The organism is Sulfurimonas sp. ST-27 (assembly GCF_048081595.1).
GTDB lineage: Bacteria > Campylobacterota > Campylobacteria > Campylobacterales > Sulfurimonadaceae > Sulfurimonas > Sulfurimonas hydrogeniphila.
The window spans coordinates 1,975,139-1,990,664 of the sequence record NZ_CP182226.1 but is presented as its reverse complement, the minus strand read 5'-3'; the positions used below and the strand labels follow the sequence as shown (position 1 = coordinate 1,990,664).

General features: G+C 39.5%; 17 protein-coding genes. 16 read left to right on the top strand and 1 reads right to left on the bottom strand.

What is annotated here, in order from left to right; translation table 11 throughout:
- The 3 genes from ACM66U_RS10460 to ACM66U_RS10450 are packed head-to-tail and all read left to right on the top strand — an operon-like array spanning position 1 to position 1,999.
- Complete coding sequence (locus ACM66U_RS10460; RefSeq protein ID WP_418640724.1) at positions 1-1,233, top strand: SufD family Fe-S cluster assembly protein; 1,233 nt, start codon at positions 1-3, stop codon at positions 1,231-1,233.
- Entirely contained in the window at positions 1,230-1,652 is a 423-nt protein-coding gene (locus tag ACM66U_RS10455; RefSeq protein ID WP_418640723.1) for a SufE family protein, read from the top strand. Before ACM66U_RS10460 ends, ACM66U_RS10455 begins: the two co-directional genes overlap by 4 nt.
- Positions 1,649-1,999 (top strand): metal-sulfur cluster assembly factor, encoded by a 351-nt coding sequence (locus tag ACM66U_RS10450; RefSeq protein WP_346389668.1) that lies wholly within the window; start codon positions 1,649-1,651, stop codon positions 1,997-1,999. The genes ACM66U_RS10455 and ACM66U_RS10450 overlap by 4 nt, the downstream gene beginning before the upstream one ends.
- A 10-nt stretch (positions 2,000-2,009) precedes the next feature.
- Here ACM66U_RS10450 and glp read toward each other — a convergent pair whose 3' ends face one another.
- Positions 2,010-3,221, bottom strand: a complete 1,212-nt coding sequence (glp, locus tag ACM66U_RS10445; RefSeq protein ID WP_418640722.1) for a gephyrin-like molybdotransferase Glp — start codon at positions 3,219-3,221, stop codon at positions 2,010-2,012.
- Between the two features lie 60 nt (positions 3,222-3,281).
- Between glp and ACM66U_RS10440 the strand changes: the two genes are divergently transcribed.
- From ACM66U_RS10440 to ACM66U_RS10380, 13 genes are all read left to right on the top strand, one after another.
- Positions 3,282-3,695, top strand: a complete 414-nt coding sequence (locus tag ACM66U_RS10440; RefSeq protein WP_418640721.1) for a hypothetical protein — start codon at positions 3,282-3,284, stop codon at positions 3,693-3,695.
- 1 nt (position 3,696) lies between these two features.
- Positions 3,697-4,368: a 16S rRNA (uracil(1498)-N(3))-methyltransferase gene (locus tag ACM66U_RS10435; protein ID WP_418640720.1), complete on the top strand. Its 672-nt coding sequence runs from the start codon at positions 3,697-3,699 to the stop codon at positions 4,366-4,368.
- 23 nt (positions 4,369-4,391) lie between these two features.
- Positions 4,392-6,071: a diguanylate cyclase gene (locus ACM66U_RS10430; RefSeq protein ID WP_418640719.1), complete on the top strand. Its 1,680-nt coding sequence runs from the start codon at positions 4,392-4,394 to the stop codon at positions 6,069-6,071.
- Between the two features lie 112 nt (positions 6,072-6,183).
- On the top strand, positions 6,184-6,384 hold the full coding sequence (gene rpmE / locus ACM66U_RS10425; RefSeq protein WP_151899487.1) for a 50S ribosomal protein L31: 201 nt from the start codon (positions 6,184-6,186) through the stop codon (positions 6,382-6,384).
- Positions 6,385-6,393: 9 nt separating this feature from the next.
- Entirely contained in the window at positions 6,394-7,203 is an 810-nt protein-coding gene (gene rsmI / locus ACM66U_RS10420; protein ID WP_418640718.1) for a 16S rRNA (cytidine(1402)-2'-O)-methyltransferase, read from the top strand.
- Between the two features lie 48 nt (positions 7,204-7,251).
- Complete coding sequence (gene rlmB / locus ACM66U_RS10415) at positions 7,252-7,938, top strand: 23S rRNA (guanosine(2251)-2'-O)-methyltransferase RlmB (RefSeq protein ID WP_151899489.1); 687 nt, start codon at positions 7,252-7,254, stop codon at positions 7,936-7,938.
- Complete coding sequence (locus ACM66U_RS10410; protein ID WP_418640717.1) at positions 7,928-8,710, top strand: hypothetical protein; 783 nt, start codon at positions 7,928-7,930, stop codon at positions 8,708-8,710. Before rlmB ends, ACM66U_RS10410 begins: the two co-directional genes overlap by 11 nt.
- Positions 8,704-9,537, top strand: a complete 834-nt coding sequence (locus tag ACM66U_RS10405) for a hypothetical protein (RefSeq protein ID WP_418640716.1) — start codon at positions 8,704-8,706, stop codon at positions 9,535-9,537. Before ACM66U_RS10410 ends, ACM66U_RS10405 begins: the two co-directional genes overlap by 7 nt.
- Before the next feature lie 74 nt (positions 9,538-9,611).
- A complete protein-coding gene (locus ACM66U_RS10400; protein WP_151899492.1) occupies positions 9,612-10,844 on the top strand; it encodes an LL-diaminopimelate aminotransferase in 1,233 nt (410 codons plus the stop codon).
- Entirely contained in the window at positions 10,844-12,106 is a 1,263-nt protein-coding gene (locus ACM66U_RS10395) for a homoserine dehydrogenase (protein WP_151899493.1), read from the top strand. Before ACM66U_RS10400 ends, ACM66U_RS10395 begins: the two co-directional genes overlap by 1 nt.
- Before the next feature lie 8 nt (positions 12,107-12,114).
- A complete protein-coding gene (locus ACM66U_RS10390; RefSeq protein ID WP_151899494.1) occupies positions 12,115-12,846 on the top strand; it encodes an SDR family NAD(P)-dependent oxidoreductase in 732 nt (243 codons plus the stop codon).
- 122 nt (positions 12,847-12,968) lie between these two features.
- Positions 12,969-15,044: a molybdopterin oxidoreductase family protein gene (locus tag ACM66U_RS10385; protein WP_151899495.1), complete on the top strand. Its 2,076-nt coding sequence runs from the start codon at positions 12,969-12,971 to the stop codon at positions 15,042-15,044.
- A 126-nt stretch (positions 15,045-15,170) separates the two neighbouring features.
- The gene (locus ACM66U_RS10380) at positions 15,171-15,500 is read left to right on the top strand and encodes a YraN family protein (RefSeq protein WP_151899496.1); all 330 of its coding nucleotides are present in this window, start codon (positions 15,171-15,173) and stop codon (positions 15,498-15,500) included.
- Positions 15,501-15,526: the final 26 nt, after the last annotated feature.

Below are 15,526 nucleotides of genomic sequence, written 5' to 3'. Positions count from 1 at the left end.
ATGAAACAGATAGTTTTGGCAAATATTTTAGCAAACCTTTCTTCTGTGGTCTCACAAGAAACAGCAGCTGCGGCATCCCGTCTGCAACTACTCGGACTGCCTACGAAAAAAACAGAGCAGTACCGGTATTTTCCTATTGAAAAACTCCTCAATGCAGAGTACAGAGCAATCGCAAAAAAAGAGTCTGAAATTGAAGAAGCTGATTTTGTGGAGATAGTTGATGGTGTTGTAGTACGTGCGCCAAAGGGCTTGAAAATCGGCTATACAAAGAGGCGCACTATTGCTGAAGAACATTTTGACCCGCTCTATTATCTTGGGCATCTACTCTCTTTGGAAGTCATTGAAATCAATTTTGAAAATGACAGCAGCATAAAGATTTTACACAGATATACCCAGGAAAATGCGCTTATTGCCTACAGGGTAGTTGTGCAGACTGCACCAAATATAAAAGTGACACTTTCTGAATCTTTTATAGGCTGTGATGCAAAAGAGAGTTTGGTGCTCTACGGCTGTGATATCCGTCTTCAAAGAGATACGCGATTCACTTTTATAAAAGATGAAACACTCGTTGAGGGTATCTATACACCGATCCATTCGCATTATATAGAGCTGGCAGAACAAAGCAGTGCAGACTTTTTCAGTTTTGATTTTGGCAATGCCGACGGGCTTCAGTTAATACAGGCAAAACTGATGCACTCAAGTGATTTCAGGGCACATCATCTTTTATATACAAAGGGAGAGAGCAAAAGAGGCACGGTTTCGCAGATTGTGCATGCGGCAAGGGGGGCAAAAAGTTCCCAAAAAGCAAAAACAATTTTAGGAGAGAGCGGACGGGGAATTTTTGATGCGCTCATTAAAATCAAAGCAGAAGGGAGCGGTACAAAAGCCTACCAAAACTCCCAGGCCGTTTTACTCAATGACGGGGCCTACATGGCGAGTAAACCACAGTTGGAAATTTATATAGATGATGTGGAAGCCAGTCACGGTTCAACGATAGGGGAGCTTGATGCACAACAGCTTTTTTATCTTCGCTCACGGGGTATTATGCTTGAAGAGGCCAGAAAAATGTTGATTTTGGCTTTTGCAAATGAAATCATTGATGCGATAGAAGATGAAAAAACAAGAGAAAATGTGCACCTCTCTTTTGAAAAGGTTTATTACGGTCATGGACAGTTGGAGTGTATAGCCACCTGCCATCACTGCTGTGAGACTGTGTTTGGAGAAGAGTTGTGAGTGTTAGGGACAAAGTAAATTATTACAAAGAAGATCTGGAGATGTTTGAAACACCAAACGAAAAGTTTGAATATATTTTTGATTTGGGAAAAAAACACACTGTCTTGCCTGAAGAAGAAAAAAATGAAGCAACATTTATAGAAGGCTGTTCTTCTCCTGCCTGGCTTGTCGGTGAGTGTAAAGATGGTAAGCTTGTTTTAAGAGGTGAGGGCAGCAGTGAAATGGCAAAGGGAATGCTGAGTCTGCTTTTAGATATTTTCAGCGGACAGGAGGTGGATGATATTCTTGCTTTTGATCCCAAAGAGCTTGAGAAACTGGGAATAGTCGAGCACCTTTCCCCTGTTCGTCAACAGAGTTTAGAGGCTTTTTTAAACAAAGTCTCTGCTTATGCAAAAAGATGCAAAGAGGAAGCGGTATGAGTGATATAAGAGATGTGACGCCTAAGGAGAGTGAAGCACGGGTTATTGAAGAGTTAAAGAAGATATATGATCCTGAACTTCCGGTAGATATTTATAATCTTGGTCTGATTTATGATGTCAAGTGTGAAAAAGATCCGGTGAGCAAATTAAACAGATGCAAAGTTGTCATGACGCTTACCGCACCAACCTGTTCGATGAGCCAGGTCATTATAGATATGGTGAAAAATATTGCCAATACGATAGAAGACGGTTCTGTTGAAGAACTTGATGTTGAGGTGGTGTATGATCCGCCATGGGATCAAAGCAAGATGAGCGAAGAGGCAAAACTTGCTATGGGGATGCTGTAAAATTACGCTGCTAACTTAAAGGTATAAAGTCTGCACTGCAGAAGCTGAACTTTGTACTGATTGTCTTTACCGGGGTTTCTTTTGGAATTTCTGTACAGTTTTCATCAGTGATGATAAAACTGTTCGCCTCTGCGAGAGGAGAAATCATTCCCGGAGCATACTGCTCACAAACCGTAAAATATTCACCGTCAAAATAGCCGGGAATGACTGTTCTTCTTCCTGCGCGCAGTGTGACATCATTTTTCATTTTGGCAGTAATGGGGTTGATGTATTTGTCTTTTTGTCCGCTCATTGCATAAATAATGCTTCTTCCGAAAAGCTCAAAATTTAGAGCTGCTGCGAGCGGATTTCCAGGCAGATTCAAGATGACTTTGTTTCCGATTTTTCCAAAAGTAGTCGGTTTTCCAGGTTTGATGGCTACTTTGTCAAAAAGAATTTCATACCCGAAGGCGCCAAACGCCTCTTTTGTAAAGTCGGCATCTCCGACACTTACTCCGCCGCTTGTAATGATAAAATCACAGTCAAGTGCACTCCTTATGTGCGTATGAATATCTTCGAGGGTATCTGCGGCAGTACCGATAAACTCCACTTCACAGCCGAGTTCTCTGACACGGGAGAGGAGTGTCGGTGTATTTGTATTGTAGAGTTGATACTCTGTAATCTGCTCAAAGTGCATTTTCAGTTCATTCCCTGAAGCAAACAGAGCGACACGGGGCTTTTTGTACACTTTGACATGGCTGATGCCCTGGGATGCGAGCAGTGTAATCTGATGTGCATCGATTTTGTCACCGACACAGAGCAAGAGAGTCTCTTTTTTGATATCTTCACCACTGAGACGGATATGCTTTGAGATGACAAGATTGTCGGGAAGTTTGACACCGTTTTGGCACTCCTGTGTATCTTCAACCGGTACGATACACTGGGTTCCAAGCGGAATTCTTGCTCCTGTCATGATTTTGATGGCTTCTCCGTGTCTGAGTTCACCCTGAAAATCATCCCCTGCAAAAATTGTACAAGACACCGTAACACATTTGTCAGAGTCTTCTATCTTTACCGCATACCCGTCCATCGCGGAATTGTCATAAGGCGGGAGATTGTGTGTTGCTGTAATATTTTCGGCAAGTACATAGCCCAAAGCTTCTTCAATGGGCAGTATTTTGAGCGATTTTCGTTTCGTATTTGTATAAATCAGTTCGAGTGCTTTTTCAATGCTTACAGTCATAATAGTATATCCTTTGTGCAGACTCTTTGTTTAATAGACATATTATAATATAATTTCGTTATGAATGAAATGTATAATATGGGTTTAAGCCTACATAGTTGGTCTGCGGTTGCAATTTTGGTGATGATTTTTGTAAATCTTTTTTTTCTGATAAGTTCTCAGGAGCTTGCCAGATACAAAAGGGTCAACTCTTTGTATTTGACACCTTTGACAATGACAATACTTGGTTCGCTTTTGTTTACCGGTATTGTGATGATGGCGGCAAAGCACCTGCACTTCAGTATAGAAAATATTGCTATGATTTTTTTAGGTGTTGTATTGATTGTTTTGGAAACAAAAAGGTTAAAAGCCCTGAAATATCTGAGTACGAAAAAAGAGCATGCTTTTAACGCATACAAACCGTTTGCAAGAACAATTTTGCAGGCAGAATTTATTTTGGTGCTTTTGATGTCACTGTGGATGTGGTTTTTGTAAAATGCTATATCTTTTCAATGCAGAGGCAGGCAAAGACTCTTTACATGTAAAGAACGAAGATTTTAAATATCTTATAAAAGTACGCCGCCACAAAGTCGGTGACGAACTGGGTTTTCGCAATAAAGAAGATATAGAGAGGCTGCATATATACAGGTTGCAGAAAATCGAACCAAGAACGGCAGTGTTTGAGCGTATTTCTTCAGAAATCCTGAGAGTCAAAGCAGAAAAAGAGTTGCATATCGGCTGGTGTGTCATTGACAACAGGTCTGTTGAAAAAGTACTGGCAAGTCTGAACGAAACAGGGGTGAAAAAGATTACTTTCATCTACTGCGAGCGCAGTCAGAAAAACTTTAAGCCTGATTTCAAGCGGTTTGAACGGATTTTGCAGGCTTCAAATCAGCAGTGCGGGCGTACAGAGTTTATGGAATTTGCTACATGTAAAGGGCTTGAAACATTTATCAAAGAAAATCCGGATACAAAAGTTTTTGATTTTACAGATAAAAAACTGGAGTGTGAGAGTGATTTTACAACAGTACTGATAGGCTGTGAGGGCGGGTTTTCAGCCAAAGAAAAAGAGTTTTTGAAAAATCAGGAAGTGTTCCGGCTGGATACACCTATGATTCTTCGTTCTGAGAGTGCAGTTTTAGCAGTTGCAAGCAAAATATTGCTTTAAGAGAAGCGTGATATAATTTTTGAATGAAGAGTTATAATATAATTTATAAAGATGAAAAAACATTTCAAAAATTTGTAAAAAAGTATAAACTGAAAGAGGGAAAGGCACTTCTTGTTCAGGTATTGAGCGGGATTACAGAGGAAGAGTTCTGTCTCTCTCTTGCACAGTTTATCAAAAAAGAACTCCCCTATGCAAATATCATCGGTACCACAACGGCCGGCGGCATAGCGAATGCTGTCATGTATGACAAAGAAGTTGTGCTCTCTTTGAATCTCTTTAAAAAGAGTACAGTCGCTTCGAGACTTTACTCTTTTGAAGATGATTTTAATGTTGCAATGATGCAAAAAGCGCTGGTACGGGAAAATACAAAAGCGATGATAATTTTCAGTGACGGATTTAAAAGTAACGCTGAAGCATTGATAGAAAATATTCACAGGACCATGCCCGATATTGTCATTGCAGGAGGAAGAGCCGGTGATGAACTTTTTCAAAAAACATTTGTTTTTGACGAGAAAAATTACAGTGACAACGGATGTGTGATAGCAACATTAAGCGGTGAGGAACTGCATGCCAAGAGTGATTATATTCTTGCCTGGACCCCTATCGGCAAAGAGATGATAGTGACAAAAGCACAAGAGACAGTTTTGTATGAACTTGACGGAATCCCTGTTTTGGACATATACAAGAGATACCTTGGCAAGCATATTTTGGAAAAAATTCCTGAAGCATGTGCTCCTTTTCCGTTGTTGCTGAAAAAAGGAGACATTACTGTAGCGCGGGATCCTATTGCTGTGACGCAAGAGGGCTTTTTGCAGTATGCAGGCAGATTTGAAGTGGGCGATGTTGTGCGGTTTAGTTTTGCCGACATTGAAGATTTGACAGATCATCTTGATGAACTTTACGGTGCTTTGAGCCGGCACTGCGCAGAAACAATCTTTATATATTCCTGTGTCGCACGAAAAGCACTTTTAGGAGAAAAACTCGAAGATGAACTGGGTGTTTTGGAAGCCATTGCACCGACAGGCGGTTTTTTTACTTTTGGTGAATTCTTTCAATCTTCTGAGATGGCAGAGTTGTTAAATGTCACGACAACAGCGCTCTTCTTGTCAGAATCAGACTATACAGAGTGCGAGAAAAAAAGTTTTGCACCAAAGCATACTTTTGACTCTATAAAAAAATCATTAACCCATCTGGTCAAGATGACATCCCAGGAGTTGGAGACCCTGACCATTCATGATCCTCTGACTGCCTTGTATAACCGACAGGAGTATATCCGCATAGTTACAAAGAAGATAAAAAGTGCAAAACGGTATGGCGAAGTTTTTGGCATGATGATGATTGATATAGACTTTTTTAAACTGGTCAATGACAATTACGGACACGATGTCGGAGATCATGTCTTGAAAAAAATTGCACAAATTTTGCTGAAAAATGTACGTGAGGATGATTTTGTTGCACGATGGGGCGGCGAAGAATTTATTATTATTGTGAAAAATGCCAAAGTAGAAGCTTTGGAAAAAGTAGCACAGAAGATTCAGAAAAAGATGCTTCAGGAATCTTTTACTCCGGTGCCAAAGGTGACGCTCTCCTTCGGATTAACGCTTTACTGTGAGGGAGATGATGAGGATGCACTCTTTAAACGTGTAGACAATGCACTCTACAGAGCAAAGGAGAATGGAAGAAATCAGTATATCATCGGATAAATTTTGTATTAAGAAAAAATTTGGTTATAATTCCATTCAGAAAATCTGCCCCCATACGGATTTAAAAAATATATAGATATTCGTACTTTGACGAGTATCAAAAGGTAAAAAGATGAAAAAAGGTATTCACCCTCAGTTAGTTGACTGTACTGTAACATGTGCATGTGGAAATAGTTTTGTAACAAAAAGCCAAAAGCCGGAAATGAGAATTGATATTTGTAATGAATGTCACCCGTTCTTTACAGGCGAAGAGCGTATGGTTGATACGGCTGGTCGTATCGAGAAATTTAACGCACGTTACAATAAAAAATAATTTTTTAACTTGCTGACTCTTGTTCCAACTCCGATTGGAAACATCGGCGATATTTCACTCAGAGCGATTGATGCTCTGAGAAATGCCGATACACTTTTATGCGAAGACACCCGCGTTACCAAAAAACTCATCCATATTCTTAAAGAACGCTATAATACAGAATTTAAAGAGAACCAACAGTTTATTGCTCTGCATTCTCATAATGAACAAAGTTTTGTTGAAAAACTTTCTCCCTCTTTTTTTGAGCAAAATATTGTCTATGTCAGTGATGCTGGCATGCCCGGTGTGAGTGATCCCGGACAGGCCTTGGTTGCCTATTGTCTGGAACATGATATTTCCTATGATGTGCTTCCTGGTGCCAATGCCGTGCTTACTGCTTTTGTTGCCAGTGGATTTTGTGAAACAAAAATGCTGTTTTTAGGATTTTTGGACCATAAAGGAAGCAGTCGCAGTGAAGGTTTGCAGCGTGCTTTGCACAGTGGCTATACAACAGTTTTATATGAGTCCCCCCACCGTTTGGAAAAACTGCTTTTAGAAATTGCAAAAGAAGCACCTGAAAGAGAAATATTTCTGTGTAAAGAGCTGAGTAAGAAATATCAAAGATACCTGCATGGCACTGCAGCTGAAATAGTTGTAAAACTTGATGGAAATTTTCGTGGCGAATGGGTTGTGGTGATTCAGGCAGCCAATGAACAAAACAGTTCTGCCGTTAGTGAAAACGATATACTGGCACTGGACTTGCCTAAAAAAGTGCAGGCAAAACTTATCAGTAAAATTACAGGTGAAAATACAAAAGAGATCTATCAAAGATTAATGTAAATTTATGAAAAAATTTTAAATAAACACTTTTTTGGATAAAATACTCTCATGTTAATTTATGCCAAACAACCAATATATTATCTTATCAACAACTATCCGCAAAAAATAAAGACTCTGTATCTTGCAAAAGAACTTGAGAAAAAAGAGTACTCCCGCCTTATGAAAATGGATTTTGCAATTAAACGCATTCCAAATGAAGCAGCCGTTAAAATGAGTAAAAATGCCAATCACCAGGGATTTTTGGCTGAAGTTGAAGATTACAAACTCCATAATTACCAGACATTTTTAGACAAAGAGTTTGTAGTTGTTTTGGCAGGGCTTACAGATGTCGGCAATATTGGCGCCATTGTACGAAGTGCTTATGCCTTGGGTGTGGATGCGATTATTGTCAGCGGGATCAAACATCTTGCTGTTGAACCATTGCTTCGTACAAGTACCGGTGCACTTTTTGATATGCCTTTGGCTGTTGAAAATAACATACATAACTTATTGAATGATTTTAAGATGTCCGGTTTTGTCAGCTATGGTGCTGATATGGGCGGTATTGATATCAGAGAAGCAAAAATTGCGAAAAAAAGGCTTTTAGTCCTGGGCAATGAAGGAGAAGGCCTTACTGCAAGAGTAAGCGCAAAATTAGACAATATAGTCAGTATAAAAATGGCACATGATTTTGATTCACTGAATGTAAGTGTTGCCGGAGCTATTTTAATGGACAGGATGAGATATGAACAATGACGGGTTGCAAAAATTAAAAGATATCGGCGCACAGAAAATTTATGAAGATACACACATACCGGTAGGACATATACAGGCAATTTTACATGCAAGTTTTGACGGTTTGAACAAAATTCAGTTTATTGGTTTTATTTCGATACTCCAAAGAGAGTACAACATTGATTTGAGTGAATTGAAAAATGCCGGAACTGCCTACTATAATGAAAAAAATCCTGTTGAGACAACCACTGAAGACGGGATTTTTATAGCACCGAAAAAAAAGAAAAACTTTACACTTTTTTATATTTTACTTACAATGGTTGCTCTGCTTGCTGCTTTGTATTATACAGTGGAATATACAGATGAAGAGATAAAGACTCCTCCTCCAAAACAAAGCAATATTCAGATTTTATCTGTTGATACAAATGTCAGTCAGAAAAAAGATGAAAACAAGACACTCAAAGATGCAAACACGACACAGGAAACTGCAATAAAAAAAGAAAAAGCCGTAGAGAAAAGTTTTAAAATTATTGCAAGATCAAAAGTCTGGATGGGTTATATTGATGTTGCAACAAACAAGAAATATCAAAAGACATTTACGGGAGAGTTTGATCTTGATCCAGACAAAGAGTGGCTTTTGATTTTTGGGCATGGCTACATAGATGTTGTCACGGATACAGAGAAAAAGAAATTTAATTCGAAAAAAACATTAAGACTCCTGTATAAAGAGGGTGCAGTGAAGGAGTTGACTTTTGAGGAATTTAAAAGACTCAACAGAGGTAGTGCATGGTAAAAGTCTTTGTTCTCATGGCACTCTTTTTTGGTTTTGCAAATTGTGTTGATATAACACAAGACCCATTGGATGTGAAAATTAAAAGCTTTTTAGGTGAGAAATCCTATGAGACAAACAAAGATTTTATCAATGTGATTTTTGAACCGAAATCCTCTTTTTATGTCAAAGACAGGGTCAATGCGGTGAAGGTCATACAGACACTCAAAGACAATGGTCTGTTAAATCTTTTTTTTCGTTCACCACAGGATTTTCGGCTCAATTTTAAAACAAGCGGGTATCCTCTCTTTTTTGTAAAAATTATGGAAGACACGCTGCAAAACCTGGGCTATTTCAGATATGTGACAACAGCATCAAATTTTGACAGTTCAGAATTTTCCTGGAGTATCAATCTCACATCAGAGTATGCAACCGACCCTTTGATACTGCAAAACGAACTGCAAAAAAGCGGTTGTAATATAATAGACGTAGAAAAAAATTCTCTCAAAGAGTGGACATACACCATTGACATAAGCAACGGATATCTCAATGTCGCTCAGCTGCATACAGGCGAAGAACTGAAATTAAAACGCTCTTTGTATGCCCATTGGCTTGATATTTCAAAGATCAGAAGTCTGACGATCAAAAGTTCAAGAAGAAACAGATGGTATCCGTATATTGCCTATTATGATGCCTCTTTGCATCTTTTAAAACTTTTTAAAAAAAATAAAATCTATAAAAAACTGACACTTATCATGCCCAAAAATGCGAAATATATCAAAATATCGGATATGCATACACTTAAAAATGTCAAAGATTCTCTTGTTTTATATCCAAAGGGCAAAAGATAATTTACAGACCGTAACTTTATTCTAATAATTTTTCGCTAAAATAGCACTAAATATTTCATGTTATAGGGTAAACAATGTTTGATGAGTTTAATTTTAATAGAGTTGAGAGACTTCCAAAGTATGTATTTGCGGAAGTTAATGATATAAAAATGGCAGAACGCCGTGCCGGTAAAGATGTGATAGATTTTTCTATGGGAAATCCTGACGGACCGACGCCGGAGCATATACGAAACAAACTTGTCGAATCAGCCCAAAAGACAAAAACACACGGATACTCTTCTTCAAAAGGGATTCCGAAACTCCTCAAAGCAATTGCAGACTGGTATGAACGCCGTTATGACTGCAAGCTTGATCCTGAAACAGAGTGTGTGGCGACAATGGGTTCCAAAGAGGGGTATGCACACCTTACCTATGCCATTACAAACATAGGAGATGTGGCGGTTGTACCTGATCCTACCTACCCGATTCACGAATACTCTTTTATTCTGGCCGGAGGCAATGTTATCAAATTCGGTATAGAGTTTGATGAGCATTACCGGGTGAATGAAGATCACTTTTTTGAGAGTCTGGAAAAGGTTTTCAAAGAGAGCTCCCCGAAACCAAAATATGTTTTGGTCAATTTTCCGCACAATCCGACAACAGCAACGGTTACGCCTGAGTTTTATGAACGTTTGGTTGCGATGGCAAAAGAGAAAAGATTTTATGTGATTTCCGATATTGCCTACGGTGACATTACCTTTGACGGCTATAAAACACCTTCTATTATGAGCGTAGAGGGTGCAAAAGATGTGGCAGTCGAGTCGTTTACGCTTTCAAAATCGTACAATATGGCAGGCTGGCGTGTAGGTTTCTTTGTAGGAAACAAAAAACTCATAGGTGCCTTGCAAAAAATCAAATCATGGTTGGATTACGGTATGTTTACGCCTATTCAGGTGGCGGCGACGGTTGCACTGAACGGCGATCAGACCTGTGTGAGCGAGATTACCCAAAAATACAATCACCGCCAGGAGGTGCTTATAGAAGCATTCGGGCGTGCAGGCTGGCATATACAAAAGAATGAGGCAACAATGTTTTCCTGGGCAAAAATTCCTGAGTGTGTCGCACATCTCGGTTCTTTGGAGTTTTCGAAACGTCTGTTGATTGAAGCAGGTGTTGCCGTGGCTCCGGGAATCGGTTTTGGAGAATACGGTGAGGGCTATGTTCGTATAGCACTCATTGAAAATGACAACAGGATTCGTCAGGCTGCCAGAAATATAAAAGAATTTTTAAAACAGTTTGACGGCTGTAAAAAAGAGAGTAAAAAGTAATGATAAAAGTCGGAATAATCGGTGTCGGAACAGTCGGAACAAGTGTAGCACAAATTTTAAAAGAGAATGCGGATGTGATTTCTGCCCGTGCGGGTGTTGATATTGTCGTCAAAAGCGGTATCGTGAAAAATCTCAAAAAAGAGCGGGGTCTGGACATTGTATTAACAGATAATGTAGATGATATTTTAAATGATGAAGAAATAGATATTGTCGTAGAATTGATGGGCGGAGTAGAAGAGGCATTTGAAGTGGTAAAACGCGCACTCAAAGCCGGTAAGTCTGTTGTAACTGCAAACAAAGCGCTGCTGGCATACCATCGTTATGAATTGCAGGAGATTGCAAAAGACAAAGCCTTTGAATTTGAAGCGAGTGTTGCCGGAGGTATTCCAATCATAACGGCACTTCGTGACGGTTTGTCAGCCAATCATATAGAGTCGATTATGGGTATTATGAACGGTACATGTAACTATATGATGACAAAGATGACGAATGAGGGTGTGGCATACGATGACATTTTAAAAGAGTCTCAGGAACTCGGCTATGCCGAAGCTGACCCGACTTTTGATGTGGGCGGATATGATGCTGCGCACAAGCTGCTTATTTTGGCTTCCATTGCCTACGGCATTGATGCAAAACCCGAGGATATTCTGATAGAGGGCATTGAAAATGTGACGCAGGACGATATTGCATTTGCCAAAGAGTTCGGTTATGCCATCAAACTTTTAGGGATTGCAAAAAAAGACAAAAATGAAGTGGAACTGCGAGTACATGCCTGTTTGATTAAACAAGAAGAGATGATAGCAAAAATAGACGGCGTGATGAACGGTATATCTGTTGTCGGCGACAAAGTCGGCGAAACACTCTACTATGGTCCGGGTGCAGGCGGCGATGCAACGGCTTCGGCAGTTGTGGCAAACATCATAGATATAGCAAGAAGCGGAAAATCGACGCCGATGCTTGGATTTAACCGACCGATGGAAGGCAATCAGCTGACACTCAAACCAACGGAAAAAATCGAGTCCAAATACTATTTGAGAGTCAATGTCTCAGACAGAACCGGTGTTTTGGCAAGACTGACAAAAATATTTGAAACACACAATATCTCTATAGAAACCATGCTGCAGCGTCCAAGTGACAATGAAAGTGCAAACCTGTTGATATCAACACATACAGCCGTGGAAAAAGATATACAAAATATGATAGGCGAACTTGAAGCACTTGATTTTATAAATGCAAAACCTTCTATGATCAGGATAGTGTAACTTTTAAGATGAAAATCCTGATTACAGGGGCAAGCTCCGGTCTTGGTGCGGAATTTGCACGTCAATATGCGAACAAAGATACTGAACTTATTTTGTTGGCACGCAGAGAGCAAAAACTGCAAAGCCTGCAAAAAGAACTCGCTCCAAAATGTAAAAGTATTACTTTGCTTGTTGTGGATGTAACTGATTTTGTTCAACTTCAGAAAAAAGTCAGGTCAGTCGGAGCAGTTGATTTGCTTCTGTTAAATGCAGGAATATCGCTTGGACATACGCAAACTATTCCAACGATACATGATTTTCAAAATCTTTACAATGTCAATGTGCTGGCAAATCATGCGATTTTAGAAGTGCTTTTACCGCAACTGCAGGCACAAAAAAGCGGTCATATTGTATTTGTTTCATCGCTTTCGTCACTTTTTACTATGCCGAGTGCAAAAGTGTATGCTTCGTCCAAACGTGCTTTAAATGCCTATGCGGAGGGTATATTTTACAAGTATGCAAAAGACGGTTTACATGTAAGCATACTTTTGCCGGGATTTGTCAAAAGTGAAATGACTGACAAAAATGAATTTAAGATGCCGTTTTTGCTGGATACTGCAGAGGGAGTCAAACGTATGAAAAAGGCAATAGAAAAAAGAAAAAAGTTTTATGCCTTTCCTCTTAGATTTTATTTAATCATTCGTTTTATGAATTTACTTCCATCAGCTTTAAGTCAAAGAATTGTAAACTACCTTTCATAGTTGTAAATTGCAGATTTTTTAAAAAACATATCTTAGAAGGCAAATCCTCGCTTTGCTCTGAGCTTCACGATATGCTTTTTCAAAAATCTTACTGAAAATACGGTAGTAGTTGAGGGTGGAAAATGGAAAATATAAAAACAATTGACAGTGTGTGCGCATACTGTGGCGTAGGCTGTGACATTGCCGCACATGTTGATGTCAAAGAGAACAAAATCAAGAAGATATTCGCACATCCCGACGGTGCTACATCAGAGGGAAAGCTTTGTATCAAAGGAACATACGGTTTTGACTTTGTTGATGCAAAAGAGCGTATTAAAAATCCCCGTATCCGAAAAAGCTTTTTGGAAAAGAATCCTCATATCAAAGCTGTTATAGCTGATTCGCTTCATTCTCTGGATGAAAAATGGTATGAAACAAATTTGGAGAGTGCAACAACAGCCGGTGCAATGAAGCTCAAAGATATTCAGGCAAAATATGGCGACAAATCTGTCTGTTCGCTTGGCGGGGCAAGAAGCTCTTGTGAGAGTGCCTACTATTTTCAGAAATTTACGCGTTATACACTGAACTCTCCACATGTGGACAACTGTGCGAGAGTCTGCCATTCCCCATCACTAAAAGGCATGCGTCTTACTATAGGCGAAGGGGCTGCCTCGAATCCTTTTGATGATATATACAAAACAGAATTTATGATCGTAATGGGCTCAAATACTACAGAAGCTCATCCTATTGTCGGAAACCGTATGATAAAAGCGGCACAAAAGGGCACGCCTATTGCATGTTTTGATGTTCGTGAGATAAAACTGCACAAGTTTTCAAAGTATAAAGCGGTAACACCGCATGAATCAAATCTGCTTGTTTTAAATATGATAGCCTACACTATCATCAAAGAAGAGCTTTACTGTAAAGATTTTATCAAAAACAGAACAAAGAACTGGGAACATTTCAAGGAAAACATATTAGCCGACCCGTATGCAAATCCGGAGTTTTTCAGAGATGTAGAAGGGTATGAGTATCTTGCGGATATGCTTCCTGAAATTGCCCGTGAGTATGCGGCCAAAAAGTCTTTGATTCTCTGGGGTCTCGGGATTACCGAACATGTGGACGGTTCCTATGCTGTTATGGCCATAGTGCATTTGGCACTAATGACCGGAAATATAGGTAAAGACGGAGCCGGTGTTATGCCGCTTCGCGGACAGACCAATGTACAGGGTGTCTGTGACATGGGAATGCTTCCGTATTATGCGCCTGATTATACAGCTCCAAAAGAGGTAGGGCTAATGACACCCCAACTGGTTGACGGAATGCTTGACGGCAGTATAAAAGGTGTTCTCAACATTGGTGAGGATCTGACACACATTCATCCGAATCTTAACAAGATTACGAAAGCCTTTGAAAATTTGGAACTGATATTTGTGCAAGAGCTTTTTATGACAGATATTGCCGAACGTGCCGATATAGTGGTAGGTGTAAAATCAGCCTACGAAAAAACAGGTGTTTATATCAATGCCATGAGAAAAGTACATCTTTCAAGACCTTTGGTAGAGTGTGATTTACCTGATGACTGGGAAGTGATCAAACTGCTTGATGAAAAGATGGGCGGCGGTTTTGGTTTTGACTCGTCCGAAGCAATATGGGAAGATGTCAGAAAAACAGCGACAAACAGATTTAAAGGCGCTTCTTACAAAGTGCTCAGAGAAAATGAAAAAAAAGGCATTTCCTGGCCGATAACCGAAGAGGGAGAGGGCACTCCTGTACTGCATCGCGAAGATTTCAGAACACGTGACGGCATTGGTGCTTTTAGATACCACGGATACAAACTCTCAGGGATGGTAGAAGAGATTTTAAACAAAAATCTCAAAGGATACCATCTTACAACAGGCCGTGCTATGGCACATTACAACAACTCTGCACAAACAAAATATACCGAAAAACTGATGAAACGCTATACAGAGGATCTCTTGTTGGTACATGAAGAGGATGCGGCAGACTTTGTGAGCGAAAAGGTGATTCTAAAAACAGAGTTTGGTCAGACAAATCCTCTTCGTGTAAAGTTTACCAACAAAGTCCGTCCAAAAACGCTTTATACAACATTTCATCATGCAGATTCAAAACTGAACAATATATTTGGAGACAAGAGTGATGAGCTGATTATGACAGCGGCATTTAAGTCTATACAAGTTGAAATAATAAACTGCTAAGCAAACACCAGCCCAGGTTAAAACCTGGGTTCCGAATAAATATAAGCATGTCAAGATATCGAGGAACCAAGACTTCAGTCTGGGCTGAGAGTTGCTTTGAAAATTGCCAAGAAAGGACATAAACCCATGAGCAGAGCAAAAGGAAATATAGCAGAAGAAAAGGCTGCTCTATTCCTGCAAGAACATGGGTATACTATTTTAGAAAAGAATTTTTATTCCCGTTTTGGCGAATTGGACATTATTGCCTTCAAAGATAATATCCTGCATTTCATAGAAGTAAAAAGCGGTGAAAATTATGAACTAGCCATTCAAAACATAACACCGGCAAAACTCTCCCGTCTTATAAAAACCGCACAGGTCTATATGAAAAAAAATACTCTGGATCCTGAGTATATGTTTGATGCACTGATAGTCACCCCGAAAAACATAGAAATATTGGAAAATATTACAATTTAATTTAATTTTTGCTAAACTGTAGAAAG